Origin of the sequence: Haloarcula pelagica (assembly GCF_030127105.1) — an archaeon.
In the GTDB taxonomy this organism is placed as follows: domain Archaea; phylum Halobacteriota; class Halobacteria; order Halobacteriales; family Haloarculaceae; genus Haloarcula; species Haloarcula pelagica.
Map to the genome: position 1 here is coordinate 2,848,234 of NZ_CP126161.1, position 23,610 is coordinate 2,871,843.

A 23,610-nucleotide genomic window follows, 5' to 3' on the forward strand; every position below is an offset into this window, starting at 1 on the left:
TCAGATCAGCCCTATCGTCGTCGCGACGACCGACCCAGCGACGTACAACACCGGCGACAGCGCCACCGCGACGACCGTCGTCGCCGCGTCGGTCCGCCCGGTCCGGTGGTTGATCCGCGCGCCGAGATACAGCGAGAGGAGGTAGTACAGCGTCGTGACACACAGCAGCGCCAGGACCCACCGGCCCTGTGTCGTCAGCGGGCCGGCGACCAGCGAGTCGGGCCGACCGCCGGGCAGTTCCAGGCTCGACCCCAGCAGGTCGATGACCCAGTAGACGAACGCCGCCTGGGCGTTCCGGACCAGCGTCCGCGCCGCGGCCAGCCCGTCGGTGTTCGTGAGATACCAGACCCCGGAAAACAGCGCGACCAGGTACGCGCTGGTGGTGTAGACGACCGTGTGGACGCTCTGGACGACTCCCCGTGCACCCCCGGTCGCGACGACGCCGACGTGGAATGTCACCAGCGTGATCCCCGTGGCGACGGTGATGAACGTGCAGTTCCGGACGAACGCGACCGTCACTGCCCAGGCGGCCGCCGGGTCGCCGACCAGCGGCGCCGCCACCGAACTGAACCCCGCGGGTGGTTGGCCGGCCTGCTGGAGGCCGACACCGGCGACGGTCAGGGGAAGCGCGTACAGCGCGAGGTTGACGAGGTAGACGATCACGAGCGAGAGCAGTTGCCGGGCGGTCGCCGACAGCGAGTCGCCGTAGGCGCTCCGCTGGAACGTGACGAAGCGCCGCGGCCGGACGACTGCGTCGAAGGCCGACCGGACGACCGGCACGACACCCCTCACGACCATACGTGATTGTTCTCGAAGACGTATTTAGCCGTTTGTGTCGCGGCACCGTGGTACGCTTTTTAGTGGGACGACAGCAAACGCTTCCACAGTCGCCACCATGGCCGATCGATCAGATACGCCGCTCGTCGCCGTGACCGCGCTGTCGACGCTGTGGCTCGACGGACTCGCCGTCGGCTACCTGCTCGACCTCGCGACGCCCGTCCAACTGCTCGTCGCGTGCTGGGCGCTCTCTCTCCTGCTCGTCCCGCTGGTCGTCGCGGACGGAGAGGGGACGGGCGCGCTGTCCTGGCCGCTGATTGTCGCGCTGGAACTCCCGGTCGTGAACGTCCTCGCGGGGCTGGGCTACGCGATCGGTCGTCACCGAGCGGTCAGAGCCTCGGAGACTGGACTCCTGGGCCACGGTGGCTGTTACGGCCTGGGGATCGCTTTCGCGGGCCTCTCACTGGTCGTGGCCCCCTTCTTGACGGGGCCGCTCGCGCTGGGCTGTGGCTACCGGGTCCGGTCGACGTACCACCGGCGGCAGGGGTCGCTGTTGCTGGCCGTCGCCGGGACGCTCATGCTGGCCGGTCTCGTGACGAACGTCGTCATCTTCCTGTTCCTCCGGCCGGGGCCGGTCCTCTGAGCTCAGGCGTCGGCGTCGATCGACAGCGAGGCCTGGTAGTGATCCCCGTCGACGGCGACGTACCGACGGCCGACGAGTTCGTCCCGACAGCTATCGGGGGCACAGTCCAGCGAGTCCCGGAACCCAAGTTCGGTCAGTAGCGTCCCGTAGGCGTCCGACAGCGGGACCGATTCGGTGTGGCGCTCCCGGGTCAGGACCCGACCGAACAGCTCCCGGGCTTCCGTCTCGAGTGTCGACAGCGAGACCCGCGCCTCGACGAGCGCGGCGTCGGCGACCTGCTCGAACCCGCGCTCGCTCGTCGCGACGCGCGTCGCGACGGCCGTGTGTGCGGGCTCGACGAGCGTCTCCTGGCTCACGTCGACGGCCAGGACGGTGTCGTGGACGGAGACGTGATCGTGCGCTGGCGTCGGCGCGAGTTCGCTCTCGATCCGGTCGAGGTGGCGATAGACGAACCCGCCGCGCTCGACGGCGTCCCACGGTGCGCCCCCGTCGTGTTCGCGTGCCCTGGCGGCGAAGTAGGCGGGCATGACGGCGTTTCGATCGATCGGCGGGAGCGCCTCGCGCGGGGTCGCCTCGGGGGTGCCGTCCGCCTCGGCGTCGCCGACCCAGGTGAGTCGGAGGACGGACCGCTCGATGCGCTCGCTGCCGGTGACGACATCGTGGAGCTGGTAGTACTCGCCGTCGTGGGCAGTGTACTCGCCGTCGGGAACCGCCGGGTAGCCGTAGTTCGTGTATCGCTCGCCGGCGACCGCCGCCTGCCAGGCGTCGCGCCTGACGGCTGCGAACGGACTGTCACGTTCGGGGGGTTCCCAGAGGACGTGTTCGCTCAGTTCGCCGTCGATGGACCGCAGCGTCAGGGTGAACTCCGTCGTGCGGTCGGTTCCGCCCCGGAAGGCGCTGCAGCCTGCCAGCGCGCCGGTGGCCGCCGCTGCGATGAACGCGCGGCGTGATGTGGAGGGCATCGCCGACGCTTGGGGCGCCGGCGGTTAAACGGCTCGGATAACGAGGCGACCAGAACGTTCAGTACTGTGTCCGCCTATGCTCCGGTATGAACGATCGGTGCTGTGGGGCGGTCGCGGGAGGTCCGGCGACGGCCCGGCCCGGCTCGCAGCCGCTCCGGGGCGGTGGCAGATGACCGACCGGTCGGCGTCGAACGTCGTCCTGATCACGGTCGACTCGCTGCGAGCGGACGCGCTGGGTGACGGAGCCTCCCCGACGCTGGACCGACTGGCCGACGAGGGTGTCGCCTTCGAGAACGCCGTCGCACACGGCAACTGGACGCCGTTTTCGTTCCCGAGCATCCTCGGGTCACGACCGGTGTTCGACGAGGGGCCGGCCATCGGCGTCGCGTCGACGCCGACGCTCGCGGAACGGCTCTCCGAGGCCGGCATCGCCACGGCCGGGTTCAACGCCGCTAACGGCTTTCTCACCGACCACTGGGGGTACGACCGCGGGTTCGACGAGTTCGAGCCGTTCGTCGACAGTAGCGGCTACAGCAAGTATCTGGCCGCCCACCCGACGGTCCAGGCGTGGGTCCAACTCGGGCTCTCGCCGTTCCGCCGTCTGGCGACGAAACTCCGGGGCGGTGACGACGACCGGCCGTTCGCCGATGTCTCCCGGCTCACCGACATCGAGGACCACGCGACGGGCTTCGTCGCGCGGACCGAGGACCGATTCTTCCTGTGGATCCACTACATGGACACCCACACCCCCTACGTCCCGGCGCCGCGACACCTCCGCGAGGTCTCGGACAGGCGACTGGGCGTCGCGCGGATGCTGGGGTCGCATCTGCGGACCGGGCTGGGCTGGGATGTCGACGAGAGCCGACTCGCGACGCTGCGGACGCTGTACGACGGCACCGTCCGTCAGGTCGACGAGAGCGTCAGCCGGATTCTGGACGCCCTCGCGGCCGAGGGGGTCGCGGACGAGACGGCCATCGTCGTCGCGGGCGACCACGGCGAGGAGTTCCTCGAACACGGCCACCTCGCGCACTACCCGAAACTGTACCGCGAACTCGCCGAAGTGCCGTACTTCGCGTTCGTCCCCGACGGACCGAGCCGGCAGGTGACCGAACCGGTCGGACTGGACACCGTGGCACCGACAGTGTGTGAACTGCTCGGCGTCGATCCGGCACCGGCGTGGGCCGGGCAGTCGACGCTCCCTGCCTTCGAAGGCGAATCGATCGACGACGGCCCGATCGTCTCGGTCGCGGTGCGCGGCGAGTCGATCACGAGCCAACCGATCCCGCGCCGGCGTGACGACGGGGAGCTACTCGTCAGCGTCCGTGACGACCGATTCACGTACATCGAACACACCGAGTCGGGCCATCACGAACTGTACGACCGCCGTGTGGACCCGGGCGAACAGACCGACCTCTCCGAGGCCGACCACGACGGGGTCGACACCACAGCGGTCGCCGACCGGTTCTCCGAGATCGTCGCGGACCACGTCGGGGCGCTCGGCGACGATGTCGCCGCCGACGAGGCCGAGGAGAGCGACGAGATAGCGGCACGCTTACAAGCGTTGGGTTATAAATAGTCGCCGATGGCGTTTGCCGAACGGTCGTACGTCTGGAACCCGCGGCTGGTTCGGTTCTTCGTCGTCGGCGTGACCGCCGCGTCGATCCAGACGGTGTTGCTGTGGCTGTTCCTGGAGTTCGCCGACCTGAACTACCTCGTCGGCGCGGTCATCGCGATCGAGGCGACGATCCTCCTCCAGTACGCGCTCAACAACGCCTGGACGTTCAGCCAGACCAGACACACCTCCCGCTGGGAGTATCTCGTCGGGATGGGGAAGACGAACCTCGTCCGCGGCTCGGCAATTCCGATCCAGCTCGGGCTCCTGTACGCCTTCGTCAACTGGGGCGGCGCGGTCCCGCTCGTCGCGAACGGCGGGGCGATCGCGCTGACGGGGATCTACCGCTACGTCTTGGACGCGCGGTGGACCTGGGGCTGAGCACGACCCTTTTATACGCCAGCGCCCCGGATCGCCGGTATGCACGAGACGGTCCGGCTGGGCGTCGATGTCGGCGGGACCTTCACCGATGTCGTCCTCGCCACGGGGCGCGATCTCACGACCGCGAAGGTCCCCTCGACCGTCCCGCAACACGAAGGGGTGCTCGACGGCATCGGCGTGGCGCTGTCGGCCGCCGACATCGACCCGACTGCGGTCGACCAGTTCCGCCACGCGACGACGGTCGCGACGAACGCGTTGCTCGAAGGGACCGGCGCCGAGACGGCGCTGGTCACGACAGAGGGCTTTGCCGACGTGCTGGCGATCGGTCGTCAGGATCGGCCGTCGCTGTACGAGCAGTCTGTCGGGCGACCCGACCCGCTGGTCCCGGCAGAGCGGCGCTACGAGGTCGACGAGCGCGCGACCGTCGAGGGAATCGAGCGGGCGGTCGACACCGACGAAGTCCGGGCGCTGGCCGAGTCCATCGAGGCCGATGCGGTCGCGGTCGCGTTCCTGCACGCCTACGCGCACCCGGAGAACGAGCGAGCGGCCGCGGAGACGCTGCGGGCGGAACTGGACGGTCCCGTCTCGGCGAGCCACGAGGTCCTGGGCGAGTTCCGCGAGTACGAGCGGACGGCGACGACCGTCGCCGACGCCGTCCTGACGCCGGTGATCGACGACTACGTGGGGCGGCTGGCCGCGGGCGCGGCCGAACGCGGCCTCCCGCTCCGCGGATCATGCAGTCCAACGGCGGCATCACGGACGCCGAGACCGTCCGGCACAACGCCGTGACGACCGCGCTGTCGGGGCCGGCGGCGGGCGTCGTCGGCGCCAGCGCCTTCGAACCCGACGACGCCGACGGACTGATCACCTTCGACATGGGCGGGACTTCGAGCGATGTCTCGCTGGTCCGTGACGGCGCGGTCGAGCGGACGACCGAGGCCGACGTTGGCGGCCGACCGGTCCGCGTGCCGATGGTCGATGTCGAGACCGTCGGGGCCGGCGGCGGGTCGATCGCCTGGGTCGACGCCGGCGGCGCGCTCAGGGTCGGCCCGCGCTCGGCCGGCGCCGATCCCGGCCCGGCCTGCTACGGGAACGGCGGGACCGACCCGACCGTGACCGACGCCGCGCTCGTGCTCGGGTATCTCGGGGCGGACACGACCTTGGGCGAGGACCTGACCCTGGATGTCGAGGCGGCGACCGACGCCCTCGCCGACCTGGCCGACGCGGCCGGACTCGACGGCCCCGTCGCGGCCGCGAGCGGGGTCTACGATGTCGCCAACGCGGCGATGACGCGCGCCGTCAGGAGCGTGACCGTCGAGCGGGGCCACGACCCACGCGAGTTCGCGCTGGCCGCCTTCGGCGGCGCGGGACCGATGCACGCCGCGGCGCTCGCCGACGGTCTCGACCTCTCGACGGTGGTCGTCCCGCGAGCCAGCGGCGTCCTCTCCGCCCGGGGCCTGCTGGCCGCCGACGAGCGCCACGACGCCGCTCGAACGTACCGGGCCGAACTGTCGACGGTCGAGCGGGACGCGGTCCGCGACGTGCTCGACGACCTCGAAGGGGCGGTGCTCGCGGACACGAGCGACCCGGACGCCGCGACGGTCACGTTCCAGGCCGACTGCCGCTACGCCGGCCAGAGCTACGAACTCGGCGTCGATGTCGGCGAGTTCGACCGGGCGAGCGTGGCCGCACGGTTCCACGCCGCGCACAACCAGGCCCGCGGGTACAAACTGCCCGAGGAACCGGTCGAACTGGTCACGCTCAGAGCGACCGCGACTGTCTCCCACGCGCTCCCGGCCACGGGACACGACGCGGCGGGCGACCCCGTCAGCGGCCGTCGACCGGTCCACTTCGAGTCCCGGCGGACGACGCCGGTGCTCGACTGGGACGCGCTCGGGTCCGGTTACCGCAGGGCGGGACCGGCGATCGTCGAGGGCGGCGAGAGTACCGTCGTCGTCCCGCCCGCCTGGACACTGACCGTCGACGACCGCGGGACGCTCTCCCTGGAGGCGAAGCGATGACCGACCTCGACGCCGTGGAACTGGAGATCCTCCGGAACCAACTGGAGAGCGTCGCCGAGGAGATGGGGCAGGTGTTGATCCGCGGGGCCTTCTCGCCGAACATCACCGAGCGGCGGGACTGCTCGACGGCGCTGTTCGACGCCGACGGCGACCTCGTCGCACAGGCCGAACACATCCCGGTCCACCTGGGGGCGATGCCGGAAGCGGTCGATGCCGTGCTGGCCCACGACCCGCGGCCGGGCGACGTGTTCGTCCTGAACGACCCCTTCGAGGGCGGGACCCACCTCCCGGACGTGACACTGGTCTCGCCGATCCCCGCTGAGGGCGACATCGTCGGCTACACCGTCTCGCGCGCACACCACGCCGATGTCGGGGGGATGGCACCCGGGAGCATGCCGGCCGGTGCCCGTGAGATCCATCAGGAGGGCGTCCGCATCCCGCCGCTCCGGTTGGTCGACGGCGGGACGGAACGGGCGGGCGTGCTCGACCTGTTGCTGGCGAACGTCCGGAACCCGGAACAGCGGCGGGCCGACCTGCGCGCCCAGCGGGGTGCCAACGAGCGGGGCGGAGAGCGGGTCGGGGAGCTACTAGCCGACCACGGGGACCGCCTGCTCGCGGCGTTCGACGCGGTGCAGGACTACTCCCGCCAGCGCGTCGAGGCGGAACTGGCGGCGATACCCGACGGTACCTACAGCGCCCGCGATGTCATGGAAGGCGATGGCGTCGCCGACACCGACATCCCGATCGAGGTCACCGTCACTGTCGACGGGAGCCGCCTCGACGTGGACTTCGCGGGCACGGCCCCACAGGTCGACGGCAACGTCAACGCGCCGCTGTCGGTCGCAAAGAGCGCCGTCTACTTCGTCGTCCGGTCGGTCACCGACCCCGACGTGCCGCCGAACGAGGGCTGTTACGACCCCGTGAGCGTCCACGCGCCGCCGGGGTCGCTCGTCAACCCCGAGCCACCCGCGGCGGTCGTCGGCGGGAACGTCGAGACGAGCCAGCGGGTCGCGGACGTGGTCTTCCGGGCGCTCGCAGAGGCGGTCCCCGACCGCGTCCCCGCGGCCGGCCAGGGGACGATGAACAACGTCGTCGTCGGCGCGACCGACTTCAGCTACTACGAAACCATCGGTGGCGGGATGGGTGCAAGCAGCGAGGGCGACGGGCCGTCGGGCGTCCAGGTCGGGATGACGAACACGCTGAACACGCCCGTCGAAGCCCTAGAGGCGGCCTACCCGATCACCGTCGACGAGTACGGACTGCGTACCGGCAGCGGCGGCGCCGGCCGACATCGCGGCGGTGACGGCCTGATCCGTGCGTTCACCGTCGAGACTGCCGCGACCGTCTCGCTGTTGACCGAGCGGCGCCGACACGCGCCGTGGGGACTCGACGGCGGTGCCGACGGCGCGCCGGGCCGCAACTACATCGACGGTGAGTCCGTCCCGGCGAAGGTCACACGCGAGGTCGCGGCGGGGACGACCGTCCGTATCGAGACCCCTGGGGGCGGCGGTCATGGCGACCCCGAGCGGTGACCGAACCGCCGACGAACGCCGAGGGCTGTGGTATCATTCCTCACCTGACTGGTCCGAAATCTGAAATCGGGGTCCTGAACGGTCCGAGCCCAACGATAACGATTTATATGGATTAATACAGTGGAAAATCTTTAGTCACGGCCCCCCAATTGCCAGAGTACGGCACCACTGCTGGGGCCGAGGATTTCACTATGACAGATAACGAACTAATCTGGCGGATCGCGGGGGGTTCCGGCGACGGGATCGACTCGACGAGCCAGAACTTCGCGAAGGCCCTGATGCGATCGGGACTTCACGTGTTCACACATCGGCACTACCCGTCGCGCATCCGGGGCGGCCACACCTACGTAGAGGTACGGGCAAAAGACGAACCGGTACAGTCACGCGGTGACGGCTACAACTTCCTGCTCGCGCTGGGGGACTCGTTCGCGCGGAACCCACAGGAAGAGGCCTACTACGGCAAAGAAGAGCTGAAACCGCTGTACGAGAACTTCGACGACCTCCGGGAAGGCGGCGTCCTGCTGTACGACGAGGGACTGCTCGACGAGGAGGATGTCGAAGAGATCGAACTCGAAGAAGCCGCCGAGGAGAACGGCTGGCACGTCGTCCCGATGGACCTGCGCGGCATCGCCAAGGAACACGGCCGCGAGATCATGCGCAACACCGCGGGGATCGGCGCGACGGCCGCCATCCTCGACATCGGGACCGAGGAGTTCGAACAGCTGATCGAACAGAACATGGCCGGGGACATGCAAGAGGCCAACCTCAACGTCCTGCAGGACGCCTACGATGCGGCCTCGGAACTGGACATCGACCACGACATCGAGGTCCCCGAGAACTCCCACGAGGAGGAGCAGGTCATCCTCTCGGGCTCGAACGCGATCTCATACGGTGCGCTCGACGAGGGCTGTCGGTTCATCTCCGGGTACCCGATGACACCCTGGACCGACGTGTTCACGATCATGTCCCAGCACCTCCCGGAGTTTGGCGGGATCTCCGAGCAGGTCGAGGACGAGATCGCCGCGGCGGCGCTGGCGCTCGGTGCGTCCCACGCCGGCGTGAAGTCCATGTCCGGGTCCTCCGGCGGTGGCTTCGCGCTGATGTCCGAGCCGCTGGGCCTGGCCGAGATGACCGAGACGCCGATCGTGCTGGTCGAAGCGATGCGGGCCGGCCCCTCGACCGGGATGCCGACCAAGCCCGAACAGGCCGACCTCGAACACGTCCTGTACACCTCACAGGGTGACTCGGCACGGGTCGTGTTCGCACCCGCGAACATCCGCGAGTGTTACACGCAGACCCGCGCAGCGTTCCGGATCGCCTACGAGTACCAGATCCCGGCGATCGTCGTCTACGACCAGAAGATCCAGGGCGAACTGCGGAACCTGCCGGCCAGCCACTTCGACGAGGAACCGAACGCCGATCCCGGTTCCGTGCTGACCGAAGACGAGATCCAGGACGCGGCGCACCACTCCTCGGGCAAGTTCCAGCGGTTCCTCCACGAACCGGAGGACGGCTCGAACGTCAGCCCGCGGTCGGTGCCCGGCCAGAAGGACGGTCGCTACCTCGCGACCGGGAACGAGCACAACCCCTCGGGTCACATCAGCGAGGACCCCGACAACCGGATCGCACAGATGGAGCGTCGGCTGAACAAGCTCGACGACATCCGCGCCGACCTCGACGAGAACGCCGGCCACCAGACCTACTACGGACCGGACGAGGCCGACTACGGCATCCTCGTCTGGGGGAGCCAGCAGGACACGGCCTTCGAGGCCGTCGATCGGCTCAACGAGAACGGGCACTCGGTGAAGGCCCTGGGCGTCTCCGATATGATGCCCTACCCCGTCGAGGAAGTCAGCGAGTGGCTCGACTCCGTCGACGAGGCGCTCGTCGTCGAGATGAACGCCACGGCACAGTTCCGCGGGCTGACACAGAAGGAGATCGGCAAGTACGGGGACAAACTGTCGAGCCTCCTGAAGTACAACGGCAACCCCTTCGAACCCGCCGAGATCGTCGACGGGTTCGAATCGAGCATCAGCGGCGAGGACCTCGCCGCGTCGAACATGAAGTTCCTCCCCGCAGCAGGTGACTAACCATGAGTGCATTCAGTGCAATCGGTGACGACCGCGAGATCGACCGAGACGAGTTCACACCCGGGATCGAACCCCAGGCGACCTGGTGTCCCGGCTGTGGCGACTTCGGCGTCCTCAAGGCGCTGAAACAGGCCATGCCCGAGGTCGGGCGCAACCCCGACGAAGTCGCGCTGTTCACCGGGATCGGTTGTTCCGGCAAGCTGAACAGCTACTTCAACAGCTACGGCTTCCACACCATCCACGGCCGGTCGCTGCCCGTCGCGCGGGCCGCGAAACTGGCCAACCCCGAACTGGAGGTCATCGCCGCTGGCGGTGACGGTGACGGCTACGGGATCGGTGGGAACCACCTGATCCACACCGCTCGTGAGAACCACGACATGACGTACATCGTGTTCAACAACGAGATCTTCGGGCTGACGAAGGGCCAGACCTCGCCGACCTCGCCGAAGGGCCACAAGTCAAAGACCCAGCCCCACGGCTCGGCGAAGTCGCCGATCCGACCGCTCTCCCAGTCGCTCAACGCCGGCGCGACCTACATCGCCCGGACCGCGGCGGTCAACCCCAACCAGGCAAAGGAGATCATCGCCGAAGCCATCGAACACGACGGCTTCGCGCACATCGACTTCCTGACCCAGTGTCCGACCTGGAACAAGGACGCGAAACACTACGTCCCCTACACGGACGTTCAGCAGTCCGACGACTACGACTTCGACCTCTCGGACCGGGCCGAAGCCGCCGAGATGATGCGCCAGACCGAGGAGAAGCTCTACGAGGGCGAGGTGCTCACCGGTCGCATGTACGTCGAGGACGCCCGTCCCTCCTACGGCGAGGAGAAGCGCCAGATCGGCGAGATGCCCGAGGAACCGCTCGCAGAGCGGTACTTCGACGAGGACGCCGAGTGGGAACGGACCTACGACAAGCTGCTCCAGCACCACAAGTAACCCCTGTCCGCCAGGGCGAACTCGGGTTTGTGGTTCGGAAGATATTTTTTTACGCACCCAAAAGAAACAGCTATGAGCGCCGAGTCCACGGAGCGTCGGATCCTCTCGGTTCTGGAGGACGATGCACAGGCCTCCTACGCCGAGATCGCCGAACGAGCAGAAGTCTCGAAGCCCACCGTCCGAAAGTACATCAAGAAACTCGAAGAGGAGGGCGTCATCGTCGGCTACTCCGCCGATATCGACCCGAAGAAACTCGCCGGCCAGTCGATCGCGATGGTCGGGATCGATGTCGCCAGCGACTGTTACGTCGAGGCGACACGGCAACTCAAACAGATCCCCGGACTGGAAGAGCTGTACACGTCGAGTGGGGACCACATGCTGATGGCGGAACTCCGGGCGAGCGACGGGGACTCGCTGGCTGCCGCCATCGAGGACGAGATCCTCAGTATCGACGGGGTAACCGCCGCACACCCCTCGTTCCTTCAGGAACGACTGAAGTGACTGACATAGCGGGTTTTTAGACGCTCCGGCGTCGACTGGCTGGTATGCGTTCTCGGTTGGTGCTCGGGTCGGGGTCGGTCGCCCTCACTCTGCTCGCGGAGATGCGATCGGACGGCGACGAGCTTGTCGTGGTCACCGACGACGAGCACCAGGCATCGGCACTCCGGGAGGACGGCGTCGCCGTCGAGATGAAAGACCCGACCGACCCGACGGCCCTCGCCGAGCTAGAGATCGATCCCGACACCGTCGCGGTCGCCAGTGACGATCCGGACCGTAACCTCGCGGTGACGACCGTCGCGGTCGAGGCGTTCCCGGCCGCGTTCACGCTGGCGTACGCCGGCGCCGATCCGACGCGAACACAGCTTCGGGAGCTGTCGGCGCTCGCGGATCGGATCGTCGACCCGGCCACCGCGATCACCGACCGACTCGGCCAGGTCGTCGGCGGCGAGAGCACGCGTGTTCGCCAGCTCCAGCGGGTCCTGCGTGACCTGGACACGATGGCGGTGGTCACCCACGACAACCCCGATCCGGACGCGATCGCCAGCGCCGTCGCCCTCGGGCTGCTCGCGGAACGGGCGGGGTGTGAGGCGACGCTGTGTTACTACGGCGCGATCTCTCACCAGGAGAACCGCGCGTTCGTGAACCTGCTGGAGTACGATCTGGTCGAACTCGATCCGGACGATCCCAGCGACCTCGACGGCTTCGACGGGTTCGCACTCGTCGACCACTCCCGACCCGGCGTCAACGATCAGCTTCCGGACGAACTCGACATCGACATCGTGATCGACCACCACCCGCCACGGGCGCCCGTCGAGGGTCGTTTCGTCGACCTCCGGAGCGGGGTCGGCGCGACCAGTACGCTGCTGGTGGACTACCTCCGGCAGTTCGGAGTCGACATCCCGGAAGCAGTCGCCACCGGACTGCTCTTTGGCATCCGCGTCGACACCAAGGACTTCGAGCGGGAGGTCTCGGCCGCGGACTTCGAGGCGGCCGCCCACCTCGTCCCGCGGGCCGACATGGCCGTCCTCCAGCGGATCGAGGACCCAAGCGTCAGCGGCGAGACGCTGTCGGTGATCGCGCGGGCGATCACCAACCGCCAGATGGAGGGGTCGGTCCTGTTGAGCTGTGTCGGGGAACTCTCCGACCGTGACGCGCTGGCCCAGGCCGCCGACCGGCTGCTCGACATGGAGGACGTGCAGGCGACGCTGGTCTACGGGGTCCTCGACGGGACGATCTACGCCTCGGCGCGCGCTCGGGGCACCGACATCGACCTCGGCGAGGTCCTCCGGGACGCGTTCGGCCAGATCGGGTCGGCCGGCGGACACGCCGACATGGCCGGCGCACAGATCACGCTGGGCGTGCTGGACTCGATCGACGACCGCGAGGAGTCGCTCCACGAGATCGTCACCTCGGTCGTCACGGATCGGTTCCTCGACGCCGTCGAGTCCCGTTCACACCGGCTGCTCGGGACGGTCTACGGCGACTCGGCGTACGGTCCGGAGGCGGTCGTCGGCCCCCCAGTCGACCCGTCCCCCGACGAGGAGCCGACCGACGAAGGCGGGTCCGGTTCCGACGCCGACTCGGCGTAGGCGAGAGTTTTAGTCTCCGCGTGGCGACTCTTCGAACAATGGGAGACTCCGGCCAGCCAACCGTCCGGGAGTACATGACCCGCGACGTTTCGACCGTCGATCTGGACGACACTGTCGCCACCGTCGCCCGTCGGATCGCCGAGAGCGACGGGTTCAGCGGGTTCCCGGTCACGGACGGCCGCCGCGTCGAGGGCTTTGTCAGCGCCCGCGACCTCCTGCTCGCCGAGGAGTACGAGCCGATGTTTCGCGTGATGAGCGAGGACATCGTGGTCGCACACCCCGACATGGCGATCCAGGACGCCGCTCGGGTGATCCTCCGGTCGGGGCTCCAGAAGCTCCCCGTCGTCGACGACGCCGGCCACCTGGTCGGCATCATCTCCAACGCCGACGTGGTCCGGTCACAGATCGAACGGGCCACGCCGGACAAGGTCGACAACCTCACGCAGACGCTCGAACGCATCCACGGTGTCGACGCCCACGAGGAGCGCCGCGAGGTCCTGCTCGCGGACCTGACTCCGACCCAGACGACGGTGTACGCCGACGAACTCGAGGGCCGGAAGTACGAACTGGAGCGGGGACTCGCGGAACCGCTCGTCGTCATCGACAACGACGGCCAGCTTCTCCTGGCGGACGGACATCACCGCGTCAAAGCCGCCCAGCGGGCCGGGGTCGAGGAGATGGACGCCTACGTCATCGTCCTGGACGAGCCCGTCTCGCTGGGGATGGCGGAGACGGCCGCCGAGTCAGGGCTGGAGCAGATCGACGACATCGACGTGGTCGACTACGCCCATCACCCGCTGGTCGAGACGACTCGCCGCCTCCAGAACGAGTGAGCCGACGGGTGTGTCAGGGTAGGTCGACCGACCGGAACAGCGAGTACCCCAGCCACGGCGCGACGACGAGCCAGCCGACCAGCGCAAGCACCGCGAACGGCGCCGTCGCCGTCGCGTAGCCCAGCGGTTCGCTGGGGGCCGCGAGCGGAATGACCGCGGTCCCGTCGAAGGTCCCGACCACCAACCGCGTGTAGGCGACACCGGGGTTCAACTGTCCGAACGCGTAGTACCACGACGGCTTCGGGGGCTGGGGGTACTCCAGGTACTCCGTCGGGTGGACGATCAGCGCGAAGTGTTGCAGCAGCGGCCAGAGGACGCCAAAGAGTAGCATGCTCGCGGCGATACCGGCGACCGCGCGCGTCTCGGTCTTGACGCTCGCGGAGATCGTCAGCCCGATGCCGACCGCGATGACCGTGTAGACCAGCGACCAGCCCAACACCGCGAGGAACCCGACGAGGGCCAGGCCGTCGAAGACGGCGACGGAGAACAGCCACGCGACTGTCAGACAGATAGTGAAGGGAGCCGCGACGAGCAGCGTCCGGCTGAGCAGTTTCCCGAGGTAGGCGTCGAACCGGGAGTTGGGCAACCCCAGCAGGAACCGGACGCTCCCGGTCTTGCGCTCGGTGACGATGGCGCCGTAGCTCCCGACCAGCGCGACGAGCGGCAGCAGGACCACCTGGATCGCCGCGACGAACAGCAACACGAGCCTGACCTCGGGGACCGAGCCGCCACCCAGGGTCATCAGGAACGCCGTCACGGCGACGCCGACGGTCGACAGCAGCATGAGGCCAGCGACGGTCCAGCCCATCTTCGAACGCCGCAGGTGCAACAGGTCCCCGCGAGCCACGTCGCGCCAGGTCACGCCGACCCCTCCGTGGCCGCGGAGAACACGTCACCGAGCGAGGGCTCCCTGATTGCGAAGTCGTCGAAGCCGACGCCGCCACGGGCGACCCGATCCAGCACGGAGACTTTCGTCTGGCCCCCGCTACAGGTGACCGTGAGTTCGCCCTCGCCGGCGGCCACCGCCGAGACGCCGTCGATTCCCCGGAGGTCACCGATCAACTCCTCGGGCGTGGCCTCGACGTAGATACTCAGCGTGGTGTCCGCGTCGAGCTCCTGCCGGAGCTGTGAGACCGGCCCTTCCTGGACGAGTCGACCCTGCTGGAGGATGCCGACGCGGTCGGCGACGGCTTCGACCTGTGCCATGATGTGACTGGAGAACAGCACTGTCGCGCCGCGGTCGGCCTCCTCGCGGACGACTCGGCGGAGCATTCGGGCGCCGTTTGGATCGAGGCCAGTCGTCGGTTCGTCCAGGACGAGCAAGCGGGGGTCGCCGACCAGCGCCATCGCCAGCGCGAGGCGCTGTCGCAGCCCTTTCGAGAGGTCGCCCGCCGGGCGGTCGCGAGCGTCCGCTTCCAGTTCGACCCGGTCGAGCAGGCGTTCCGGGTCGTCCGTCGCTTCCTTCGTGTCGATCGCCTGTCCGAGGTGTTCGAGCGGGGTGAGCTGCTCGTAGACGCCGTACCCTTCCAGGAGGGTTCCGGTCTCCTGGCGGATCGCGACGCTGCGGTCCTGTACGTCCAGATCGAACACCGAGGCGCTCCCGCTGGTCGGCTGCATGAAGCCCAGGAGCATGTTGATCGTCGTGGACTTCCCCGCACCGTTGGGGCCGAGGAAGCCGTACACTTCGCCGTCGCCGACCGACAGGGTGAGGTCGTCGACGGCAGTCACGTCACCGAACTGCTTGGTCAGATTGTGTAGCTGTAGGAGGGTCATACCGACGGGGGAGTACGTCCAACTATCCTGTCCGTCGAATTAAAGCTACTGACGCGGGCCCGGATCTCTGGCCTCGGACCCCGTCCGCCGGGAGACGAACACGACCAGTCCCAGCAGGACACCGAGTCCGATCCCGATCGTCACGACGCCGTAGATGGCGACTCCAAGCGGCGTCGGCGGGAGCGCGACGACCCCGAACAGCTCCGGTTCGAGGTTCTCCGGGCGGATCGACCCCAGGACGAAGCCCATGACGCCGGCCAGGGCGACGATGACGACGTACAACCACACGACGACCCGTTCTCCGGACCGGCCGACCGGCTCCTCTGTCATGGGCGTCGCTAAGGAACCAGGACGATTAGCCTTTTTCACTTCGGCCCCGTAGCTGTGGTATGTCCCAGAAAGAGCTGTTGTTCGTCGTGCTCTCGGGCATCGCGGCGATGATGTTCCTGACTGCGATCGTCCTCGTCGCCGGCGCCGGATAGCCCGCCGCTATCGAGCGGTGACACGACACGCGAAGAATCGACAACCAAACCGCAGCCGGACTCAGTTCTCGGACTCGTCGGCCGGTTCGCCGCCGTCGGTCCGCACTTCGTCCTGTTCCTGCCCGCCGTCCATGATCGCGGTTTCGAGCTGGTCGTCGAACCACTGGAACTCGCGGTCGAGCATCCCGTCACGTTCGAGGTTCCACGGGTCGCCGTCGGTGACGCGCGGCCCTTCGAGCCAGGATTGGACGATGTTCCAGACGAAGATGAGCTGGCCGACGAGCAAGATCACGGCGCCGACCGTCGCCAGCAGGTGGAACGTCTCGACCTGTGCCAGCGGCGCGATGGCACCGTTGAATTCGTACGTCGCGTACCGGCGGGGCATCCCGAGGTAGCCCAGCGCGAGCATCGCGAAGAAGGTCAGGTTCGTCCCGACCATCGAGAGCCAGAAGTGGGCTTTCCCGAGCGTGCGCTGGTACATCCGACCGGTGAAGATCGGGAACCAGTAGTAGATGCCGGCGAAGGCGGCGAAACCGATCGCCCCCATCACGACGTAGTGGAAGTGACCGACGACGTAGTAGGTGTCGTGGAGGATCAGGTCGACCGGCACCGCGGCGAGGAAGACGCCGGTGACGCCGCCGATGATGAAGTTCGAGACGAAACCGATACAGAACAGCATCGGCGAGGTCAGCCGCAGACGGCCGTTCCACATCGTCGTGATCCAGTTGAAGGTCTTGACCGCGCTTGGGATCGCGATGGCCAGCGAGACGGCCATGAACGAGGCCCGGAGCCGGGGGTCCATCCCGGTCGAGAACATGTGGTGGGCCCAGACGCCAAAGGAGAGCACACCGATCGCCAGCGTCGAGTAGACGACGAACTTGAAGCCGAACAGCTTGCGGCCGGCGAACTTCGGCAGGATCAGGCTCACCAGTCCCATCGGCGGGAGCACGAGGATGTACACTTCGGGGTGGCCGAAGAACCAGAAGAGGTGTTGCCACAGCAGCGGGCCGCCGCCCTCGACGGCGAAGAACGTCGTCGCGAGGTTCCGATCGAGCAGGAGCATCACCAGCGCGCTGCCCAGCAGCGGGAACGCGAACAGGATGAGCGCCGACTGGGTGAGGATCGTCCAGGAGAAGATGTCCAGGTTCGCCCAGGACACGTCCTCGGCGCGTTCGGTGAAGACGGTCGCGATGAAGTTGATCGCGCCCATCGTCGCGGCGACCCCCGAGAGGTGCAGACCGAGCAGCATCAGGTCCACGCCGGGGTTGGTCTGTTCGACCGACAGCGGCGTGTACATCGTCCAGGCCGTCTGTGCCGGCTCGATCATGTTCTCGGTGACCGGTGCGAGGAAGAAGCCGGCCCAGATGAGCAGGGCGGCCGGCGGGAGCAGCCAGAACGCGATGGCGTTGATCCGCGGGAACGCCATGTCGTCGGCGCCGATCAACAGCGGGATGAAGTAGTTCGCGAACGCCGCGATGATCGGCGTCCCGAACAGGAACAGCATCGTGATCCCGTGACTCGTCAGGATGGAGTTGTAGGCGCTCGGTCCGAGCAACGCTCCCGTCGGCGTCACGAGCTGGAGCCGAATGAGCATCGCCATGATGCCACCGACGGCGAAGGCGATGATCGCGTACAGCCCGTACAGCAGTCCGATGTCCTTGTGGTCGACTGTCGTCAGCCAGCGGATGACGCCAGTCGGTTTCTCTCGGCGAACGACACTGATGTCCTCCCCGGTGGCTGTCCCACCGGCCAGAGGAGTGTACGACCGCCAGTTTTCGATGCGCGTCAAGAGCGCGGCGATGCCGACGAGGAGGACGGCCATCAACCCCGTCAGCACTAGATCTCCTGCTGCCATGGTGACCCCTCAGGACTGGGTGCTAATGAAAGGGACGATTCGTTTCAAACGACACCCGAATATGTCGGGGACAGGACGGCGCCGGGACACCGATCGCTCTCCGAATTTTCGTCCCGAACGCGAGCGGATAAGGGTGGCTTACGCGTCCGCTTCTTCCTCGGCTTGCTCCGCGCCCTCGACCGCCTTCCCGGCGTAGTAGGTAAGCACCGCCAGCAGGAAGAACATCGAGATCATCAGCGCGAACTGGAGCCCGGAGAACACCGGGTCGGTCCCGAACGCCGGTACCACCGCGAAGGCGACGATGAAAAACGCGAGGATCCCAAGCGGGATGACGTTGACCGTGAGGTCGAGTAACGTGTCCTTTTCGAAGCCGAACAGTGCCATATCTGGATGAGAGTTAGCAAAGCCCGGTAAATAGACTGTTGGTTTCGTTCAGACGGCGCTCTGTTCCACGACCGAGCCGACCCCGCCCATCGCGGCCATCACGATCCCGGCGATGACGACGGCGACGAGTCGCGTGAAAAGCGGGCCCTTGCCGATGTTCGAGACGACGAGTTCCGCCGCCGGCAACTGGAACACGGCGATGGCGGCTGCGATAGCCGCCAGCCCGACTCCGACGCCCACGAGCGTCGGCCACGGTCGCTCGACGTAGCCCGATTCGGTGAGGATGCCCGCGACGCTCCCGCCAAAGAGGATGAGGCCGAAGACGGCGACCGGGAACAGGCCGACGAACACACCGACCTCCGAGAGCGCCAGCCCGAGCGCGACGAACAGCGGCCACGGGCTCGCGGTCGGATACTGGTCACTCAACCCTGGTTCCTCGTCCATACCCCGAGTTACGGTTCACCGGACATATGTGCATCGGACCGCGCGTGTGGACGACACACAGACGGCGGGTCGGTCGCCACACCGGGAGGGCCCGACGGGGCACAAACTATTTGTCGGTAATGTGGCTTGGTAGGGGTAATGAGTAGCCGTACGGTCGACCAGGTCGACGAGTGGGAGCCGGTTTCGTTCGGCGGGGGATACGCGGGGCTCCGGACACTCGCCGACCGGGAGTTCTCCGGCGCCGTCGTCGCCGGGCCGGCCCGCCTGTTCATGCTGAACGGGACGGTCGTCGGGATTCTCGGGGGCGACATCGAGCAGTTCGAGGACGCCGACGGGACGGCTCGCACTGCCCCGCACGAGGCGCTCCCGCTGCTCGTCGTGATGCAGGCACAGGATCAAGAGCCACAGGGTCAGTACTACACGGAGGACACCTCCATCTCCGATGTCGACGCGACGCTGTCGGACGGGAACTTCACCGGCTACGTCGAACTCTCGGAGAACGTCCTCTCGGGGGACTACTACGTCGTCTATCACCAGGGCCGGTCGATGAGCGTCGCCCGGGTCGGAGCGGCCGAGCGGCTGGTCACCGACGACGAGGCGTTCGAACAGGCCGACGACGAGGTCGGGATCTACGAGGTGTATCCCGCCGACATCGAGCCGATCGAGATTCCCGGTTCGGCGGCGAGCGAGTCCAGTCCGGCCGGGGGACCCACACCGGGTGGCGACACCACGCGGGACGCAGAGGACCGGCGGACGCCGAGCGACACTGGCGGTGACGAGGCAGACGACGCGCCGGGCGGTACAGCGACTGACGCGCCGGGCGGTACAGCGACTGACGCGCCGGGCGGTACAGCGACTGACGCGCCGGGCGGTACAGCGACTGACGCGCCGGGCGGTACAGCGACTGACGCGCCGACCGATACTGCGACTGATGCGCCGACCGATACTGCGACTGACGCGCCGACCGAGCAGGCTAGACAGGAACCGACGACGAGTCGAACGTCGTCCCCGACCGCCGACACGGAGTCGCCGGAGCGCTCACAGGCCACGTCGGACCAATCCCCAGAGGAGTGGGCTCGGTCCAGCAGCGAGGAGCGAACACCGGGGACGGACGACCCGTCCCGTTCCGGCGAGGAGTCGTCCACCACGGAGCAGCGTGACACCACTGCCGTGGGCGGTCCACCGGGATCGAAAAGCGTCGGCGGCCGAGACACGGCGTCGAGCGGTTCTGGGCCGGAACGGGCGGACACGGAACAGGACACCCGGGAGACGGCCGACGAGCAGGCTGGTAGCGACGAGGAGACCGCCCGGACAGAGGACGTAGCGTCGTCGAACTCGTCGCCTGACCCGACCGACGGCGAACCCGCCGATACCGGAGACGAACCCGACGACCCCGTCCCCGACCGACAGCACCGGGCCGACGAGACACACTCCCCGGCGTCGGAGTCGTCACAGGCCGACGAACCCGACCCCGTCTCGCTCGGAGCGGACCAGACAGCAGCGGAGTCGACCGAGACGGAGTCCGACGCCAGCGCGGCGATGCCCGACTTCGAGACCCGTTCGATCCCGTCGCTCGACCCGGAGCGATCCACGCAGCTGTCAGGGGCGGCCTCCGGCGGTTCCGACTCCGGAGCCAGCGACGGCCGCGCCGAGACGACCGGACACTCGGGGACCCAGACCGAGACGGAACCGGCCAGTACGGAGTCGACACGACCGGAGCGGCACGAACAGTCCTCACAGCAACGGTCGGCGCCGACGCGGACAGGGGAAGACGACAGCGACCGAACCCGTGCTGTGGACTCGCCGGACCGGACCGAGACTGCAGAATCGGCCACGGAGTCGGCCCCGAACCGCGCCTCGGAACCGGCGGAGCGAACCGACGAGCGGGTCGCGGAACTGCGCGAGGAACTCGAGGACCGAACGACAGAAGTCGAGCGGCTATCGACGGAACTCGCCGATCTGGAAGCGACAAACCGAGAGCTGCGGGGAGAAAACGACGATCTCAGGGCGGAACGCGAGGAACTCAGGGACGAACGGGATCGGCTGGAGACACAGCTCCGCGAGGCGAACGAGGAGATCGCCAGGCTCGAAGACCGGGTGTCGTCGCTCCGGGACCAGCTTCCCGAGCAGGTGACCGGGGCCGACCCGAGCCAACAGCTCCGCCCGGAGGAGGCACTCGCCGGGACGAACCTCTTCGTGCGGTACAACTCGAAGAGCGACCCGACCCTCGCCGACGCCCGTGACGGTAGCGCAGAGCCGACGGAGGTCGACGCCAACCTCCGGATCCAGTACCACACCCAGTTCGAGGCGGAGTCGGCGACCGTCGACGGCCAGCCGTTCCACGACTTTCTCACCGGCTGTCTCCCGTACCGGTTCGTCAGCTGGCTCGTCACGAAACTGCTCTACGAGATCCGGGACACCGGCCACAGCACAGAGATGGAGGTGCTGTACGACGCGCTCCCGGAGATCGATCGCGTCGAACTCAACGGCCAGGTGTCGCTCACGTACGTCGAGGACGGCGACGAACACCGCGAACAGGAGCGATACGACGTGGTCGTGCGCGACCGGATGGGCAACCCGCTCATCGTCGCGAACATCAACGACCGCAAGGAGCCCGCGACCCAAGAGCAGATGACCGAGTTGCTCACGACGACCGAGCGCCTCGGCACCACCAGTTCCTCGCTGGCGGCGGCGTTTCTCGTGACCGAGAGCTTCTTCGATCCCGCGGCGCTCGAAACGGCCGAAGAAGCGACGGCGAGCGGGCTGTTCAGCCGGAACAAGCGCGCGAGTTTCGTCAACCTCTCCCGGTCGGACGGCTACCACCTCTGTCTGCTCGAAGCGCGGGAAGGCGAGTTCAACATGGCCGTCCCGGAACTCTGAGAGCCGTGTAGAACGAGTCGGACCGCGACTACCCTTCGATCTCGGCCGCGTCTTCGATTTTCATTCCTTCGAGCTTCTCGATGATCTCGTCGATCTTCTCGTCCAGGTCGTCGACGAACTCACCGGTCTGTTCGGTCGTGATCGCGCCCTGACTGGAGGGTTCGATGAGGTTCTCCTCTTCGAGGACCCGCAGCGAGTACCGGACCTTGTGGTGGGGGTAACCGGTCTCGTTGGACATCTTCACGATCCCGATAGGCTCGTTCTCGATGACCATGCGGAGCACCTGCAGGTGGCGTTCCAGCATGTCGACTTCCTTCTCAAGCCTGTCTATCATGGCAATTGTTAACTTGTGGTAGCAGGATTTAAAAGTTACCCTCGGACGGCCCGCTTTGCCGGGTTTTGTGGTTCACGCGGGACGTTCTTAAAAGCGTCGTAACGGTTCACATGGCAGACGACACCATTCCAGTGCCCGTCCGCTCGGACCGGTAGGGACCGTAATCGGTTTATCACGGAGGCTAAAACGTCCGAGCGATGACCGTAACCATCGTCGGCTCGCAACTCGGCGACGAGGGAAAGGGCGGCATCGTCGACCTGTACGGCGACGACGCGGATGTCGTCGCGCGCTATCAGGGCGGCGACAACGCCGGCCACACCGTCGTCCACGAGGGCGAGGAGTACAAGCTCTCGCTCGTGCCGAGTGGAGCCATCCGCGGCAAGGTCGGCGTGCTCGGCAACGGGTGTGTCGTCAATCCGCGAACGCTGTTCGACGAGATCGACACGCTACAGGAACGCGGCCTCGACCCCGATGTCCGCGTGGCAGAACGGGCGCACGTCATCCTCCCCTACCACCGCGTCCTCGACGGGATCGAGGAGGATGTCAAAAGCGAGACGGACCTCGAAGCCGCCACGACCGGCCGCGGGATCGGCCCGACCTACGAGGACAAAGCCGGCCGCCGGGGCGTTCGCGTCGGTGACCTGCTCGACGGAGCGGTCCTGCGCGAGCGACTCGAATACGTCGTCCCCCAGAAGCGCGCGCTCTTGGAGGATGTCTACGGGATCGCCGTCGAGGACCTCGACGACCCCGAAGCGTTCGACGTGGACGCGCTCTACGAGGAGTTCCGCGAGTTCGGCCACCGCCTCGACGCGGGCGACATGACGGTCAACGCCGGCCAGTTCCTCTCGGGAGCGATGGCCGACGGACAGAACGTCATGCTTGAAGGTGCACAGGGGACCTCTATCGACATCGACCACGGGATCTACCCCTACGTCACCTCTTCGAACCCGACCGCGGGCGGTGCCTGTACCGGCACCGGGGCTCGGCCCGACGGTCGTCGGCGACGGTGAGGTCGTCGGCATCGTCAAAGCCTACCTCTCGCGCGTCGGTACCGGCCCGCTGCCGACCGAACTCGGCGGCGTCGAGGGACACACCCCCCGGATACGACCCGGACGATCCCGGGCCGGACGCCGATCTGGCGGAGTACATCCGCGAGGAGGGCGGCGAGTACGGGACTGTCACCGGGCGGCCGCGTCGTGTCGGCTGGCTCGACATGCCGATGCTCCGCCACGCCGAGCAGGTGTCTGGCTTCACCGGACTCGCGATCAACCACCTGGACGTGCTGGCCGGCCTGGACGAGGTGAAGGTCGGGCACTCTTACACGCTCGACGGCGAGGAGACCCTCTCCATGCCTGCGACCACCGAACAGTGGGGCGAGTGTGAGGCGAACGTCCGAACCTTCGAGGGCTGGCCCGAGGTCGACTGGGCGAGCGTCGCCGAGGACGGCTACGACGCACTGCCCGAGAACGCCAAGACCTACGTCGAGTACGTCGAGAGCGAACTCGACACGCCGGTGTACGCCATCGGCGTCGGTCCGGGCCGCGGCGAGACGATCGTCCGCGAACGTCCCTTCTGA

General features: G+C 67.6%; 19 protein-coding genes and 2 pseudogenes. 12 read left to right on the top strand and 9 right to left on the bottom strand.

The features are described from left to right. Window positions 1-798 (bottom strand): hypothetical protein, encoded by a 798-nt coding sequence (locus P1L40_RS15090; RefSeq protein ID WP_284008208.1) that lies wholly within the window; start codon window positions 796-798, stop codon window positions 1-3. 97 nt (window positions 799-895) lie between these two features. On the opposite strand from P1L40_RS15090, the gene P1L40_RS15095 reads away from it, so the two are divergent. Next, entirely contained in the window at window positions 896-1,420 is a 525-nt protein-coding gene (locus tag P1L40_RS15095; RefSeq protein ID WP_284008209.1) for a hypothetical protein, read from the top strand. A 2-nt stretch (window positions 1,421-1,422) separates the two neighbouring features. Here the strand turns inward: P1L40_RS15095 and P1L40_RS15100 are convergent, their stop codons facing one another. Next, on the bottom strand, window positions 1,423-2,382 hold the full coding sequence (locus tag P1L40_RS15100) for a hypothetical protein (RefSeq protein WP_284008211.1): 960 nt from the start codon (window positions 2,380-2,382) through the stop codon (window positions 1,423-1,425). A 169-nt stretch (window positions 2,383-2,551) separates the two neighbouring features. Here P1L40_RS15100 and P1L40_RS15105 point away from each other — a divergent pair, with 169 nt between their 5' ends. The 9 genes and pseudogenes from P1L40_RS15105 (at window position 2,552) to P1L40_RS15145 (ending at window position 13,882) form a co-directional block, all read left to right on the top strand. Then, window positions 2,552-3,958: a sulfatase gene (locus P1L40_RS15105; protein WP_284008213.1), complete on the top strand. Its 1,407-nt coding sequence runs from the start codon at window positions 2,552-2,554 to the stop codon at window positions 3,956-3,958. Between the two features lie 6 nt (window positions 3,959-3,964). After that, window positions 3,965-4,375, top strand: a complete 411-nt coding sequence (locus tag P1L40_RS15110) for a GtrA family protein (RefSeq protein ID WP_284008215.1) — start codon at window positions 3,965-3,967, stop codon at window positions 4,373-4,375. Between the two features lie 39 nt (window positions 4,376-4,414). Further along, window positions 4,415-6,396 (top strand): annotated as a pseudogene (locus P1L40_RS15115) (hydantoinase/oxoprolinase family protein). Continuing rightward, complete coding sequence (locus P1L40_RS15120; protein WP_284008216.1) at window positions 6,393-7,928, top strand: hydantoinase B/oxoprolinase family protein; 1,536 nt, start codon at window positions 6,393-6,395, stop codon at window positions 7,926-7,928. The pseudogene P1L40_RS15115 and the gene P1L40_RS15120 overlap by 4 nt, the downstream one beginning before the upstream one ends. Window positions 7,929-8,119: 191 nt before the next feature. Continuing rightward, window positions 8,120-10,018 (top strand): 2-oxoacid:acceptor oxidoreductase subunit alpha, encoded by a 1,899-nt coding sequence (locus P1L40_RS15125; protein ID WP_284008218.1) that lies wholly within the window; start codon window positions 8,120-8,122, stop codon window positions 10,016-10,018. Between the two features lie 2 nt (window positions 10,019-10,020). After that, entirely contained in the window at window positions 10,021-10,959 is a 939-nt protein-coding gene (locus tag P1L40_RS15130) for a thiamine pyrophosphate-dependent enzyme (RefSeq protein ID WP_284008220.1), read from the top strand. Between the two features lie 72 nt (window positions 10,960-11,031). Continuing rightward, the gene (gene lrpA1, locus P1L40_RS15135) at window positions 11,032-11,460 is read left to right on the top strand and encodes an HTH-type transcriptional regulator LrpA1 (protein WP_284008221.1); all 429 of its coding nucleotides are present in this window, start codon (window positions 11,032-11,034) and stop codon (window positions 11,458-11,460) included. 44 nt (window positions 11,461-11,504) lie between these two features. Beyond that, a complete protein-coding gene (locus P1L40_RS15140; RefSeq protein WP_284008223.1) occupies window positions 11,505-13,049 on the top strand; it encodes a DHH family phosphoesterase in 1,545 nt (514 codons plus the stop codon). A 38-nt stretch (window positions 13,050-13,087) separates the two neighbouring features. Further along, window positions 13,088-13,882: a CBS domain-containing protein gene (locus tag P1L40_RS15145; RefSeq protein WP_284008225.1), complete on the top strand. Its 795-nt coding sequence runs from the start codon at window positions 13,088-13,090 to the stop codon at window positions 13,880-13,882. 13 nt (window positions 13,883-13,895) lie between these two features. Here P1L40_RS15145 and P1L40_RS15150 read toward each other — a convergent pair whose 3' ends face one another. The 6 genes from P1L40_RS15150 to P1L40_RS15175 form a co-directional block, all read right to left on the bottom strand. Next, window positions 13,896-14,744, bottom strand: coding sequence for an ABC transporter permease subunit (locus P1L40_RS15150; RefSeq protein ID WP_284008226.1), 849 nt, complete (start codon window positions 14,742-14,744; stop codon window positions 13,896-13,898). Next, window positions 14,741-15,655 carry an ABC transporter ATP-binding protein gene (locus P1L40_RS15155; RefSeq protein ID WP_284008228.1) on the bottom strand — a complete coding sequence of 305 codons (915 nt, stop codon included), beginning with the start codon at window positions 15,653-15,655 and terminating at the stop codon, window positions 14,741-14,743. Before P1L40_RS15155 ends, P1L40_RS15150 begins: the two co-directional genes overlap by 4 nt. A 45-nt stretch (window positions 15,656-15,700) precedes the next feature. After that, window positions 15,701-15,985, bottom strand: a complete 285-nt coding sequence (locus P1L40_RS15160) for a DUF7520 family protein (protein ID WP_284008230.1) — start codon at window positions 15,983-15,985, stop codon at window positions 15,701-15,703. Between the two features lie 213 nt (window positions 15,986-16,198). Beyond that, complete coding sequence (gene ctaD, locus P1L40_RS15165) at window positions 16,199-17,992, bottom strand: cytochrome c oxidase subunit I (protein ID WP_284008231.1); 1,794 nt, start codon at window positions 17,990-17,992, stop codon at window positions 16,199-16,201. Between the two features lie 138 nt (window positions 17,993-18,130). Beyond that, the gene (locus P1L40_RS15170) at window positions 18,131-18,376 is read right to left on the bottom strand and encodes a DUF6684 family protein (RefSeq protein ID WP_284008232.1); all 246 of its coding nucleotides are present in this window, start codon (window positions 18,374-18,376) and stop codon (window positions 18,131-18,133) included. 48 nt (window positions 18,377-18,424) lie between these two features. Then, window positions 18,425-18,820, bottom strand: a complete 396-nt coding sequence (locus P1L40_RS15175) for a DUF7541 family protein (protein ID WP_284008233.1) — start codon at window positions 18,818-18,820, stop codon at window positions 18,425-18,427. Between the two features lie 138 nt (window positions 18,821-18,958). Between P1L40_RS15175 and P1L40_RS15180 the strand changes: the two genes are divergently transcribed. Next, the gene (locus P1L40_RS15180; RefSeq protein ID WP_284008234.1) at window positions 18,959-21,700 is read left to right on the top strand and encodes a DUF7527 domain-containing protein; all 2,742 of its coding nucleotides are present in this window, start codon (window positions 18,959-18,961) and stop codon (window positions 21,698-21,700) included. Window positions 21,701-21,728: 28 nt separating this feature from the next. Here the strand turns inward: P1L40_RS15180 and P1L40_RS15185 are convergent, their stop codons facing one another. Then, window positions 21,729-22,034 (bottom strand): hypothetical protein, encoded by a 306-nt coding sequence (locus tag P1L40_RS15185; RefSeq protein ID WP_135304560.1) that lies wholly within the window; start codon window positions 22,032-22,034, stop codon window positions 21,729-21,731. A gap of 197 nt (window positions 22,035-22,231) precedes the next feature. Between P1L40_RS15185 and P1L40_RS15190 the strand changes: the two are divergent. Next, window positions 22,232-23,610, top strand: a pseudogene (locus P1L40_RS15190) (adenylosuccinate synthase).

What these genes read in the sequence shown, in the direction of transcription:
- P1L40_RS15175 (WP_284008233.1), bottom strand. Translation starts at nt 18,820, where the DNA reads ATGGACGAGGAACCAGGGTTGAGTGACCAGTATCCGACCGCGAGCCCG.
- P1L40_RS15170 (WP_284008232.1), bottom strand. Translation starts at nt 18,376, where the DNA reads ATGGCACTGTTCGGCTTCGAAAAGGACACGTTACTCGACCTCACGGTC.
- P1L40_RS15100 (WP_284008211.1), bottom strand. Translation starts at nt 2,382, where the DNA reads ATGCCCTCCACATCACGCCGCGCGTTCATCGCAGCGGCGGCCACCGGC.
- P1L40_RS15120 (WP_284008216.1), top strand. Translation starts at nt 6,393, where the DNA reads ATGACCGACCTCGACGCCGTGGAACTGGAGATCCTCCGGAACCAACTG.
- P1L40_RS15130 (WP_284008220.1), top strand. Translation starts at nt 10,021, where the DNA reads ATGAGTGCATTCAGTGCAATCGGTGACGACCGCGAGATCGACCGAGAC.
- ctaD (WP_284008231.1), bottom strand. Translation starts at nt 17,992, where the DNA reads ATGGCAGCAGGAGATCTAGTGCTGACGGGGTTGATGGCCGTCCTCCTC.
- P1L40_RS15110 (WP_284008215.1), top strand. Translation starts at nt 3,965, where the DNA reads ATGGCGTTTGCCGAACGGTCGTACGTCTGGAACCCGCGGCTGGTTCGG.
- P1L40_RS15095 (WP_284008209.1), top strand. Translation starts at nt 896, where the DNA reads ATGGCCGATCGATCAGATACGCCGCTCGTCGCCGTGACCGCGCTGTCG.
- P1L40_RS15090 (WP_284008208.1), bottom strand. Translation starts at nt 798, where the DNA reads ATGGTCGTGAGGGGTGTCGTGCCGGTCGTCCGGTCGGCCTTCGACGCA.
- P1L40_RS15140 (WP_284008223.1), top strand. Translation starts at nt 11,505, where the DNA reads ATGCGTTCTCGGTTGGTGCTCGGGTCGGGGTCGGTCGCCCTCACTCTG.
- P1L40_RS15125 (WP_284008218.1), top strand. Translation starts at nt 8,120, where the DNA reads ATGACAGATAACGAACTAATCTGGCGGATCGCGGGGGGTTCCGGCGAC.
- P1L40_RS15105 (WP_284008213.1), top strand. Translation starts at nt 2,552, where the DNA reads ATGACCGACCGGTCGGCGTCGAACGTCGTCCTGATCACGGTCGACTCG.
- P1L40_RS15185 (WP_135304560.1), bottom strand. Translation starts at nt 22,034, where the DNA reads ATGATAGACAGGCTTGAGAAGGAAGTCGACATGCTGGAACGCCACCTG.
- P1L40_RS15145 (WP_284008225.1), top strand. Translation starts at nt 13,088, where the DNA reads ATGGGAGACTCCGGCCAGCCAACCGTCCGGGAGTACATGACCCGCGAC.
- lrpA1 (WP_284008221.1), top strand. Translation starts at nt 11,032, where the DNA reads ATGAGCGCCGAGTCCACGGAGCGTCGGATCCTCTCGGTTCTGGAGGAC.
- P1L40_RS15180 (WP_284008234.1), top strand. Translation starts at nt 18,959, where the DNA reads ATGAGTAGCCGTACGGTCGACCAGGTCGACGAGTGGGAGCCGGTTTCG.
- P1L40_RS15160 (WP_284008230.1), bottom strand. Translation starts at nt 15,985, where the DNA reads ATGACAGAGGAGCCGGTCGGCCGGTCCGGAGAACGGGTCGTCGTGTGG.
- P1L40_RS15155 (WP_284008228.1), bottom strand. Translation starts at nt 15,655, where the DNA reads ATGACCCTCCTACAGCTACACAATCTGACCAAGCAGTTCGGTGACGTG.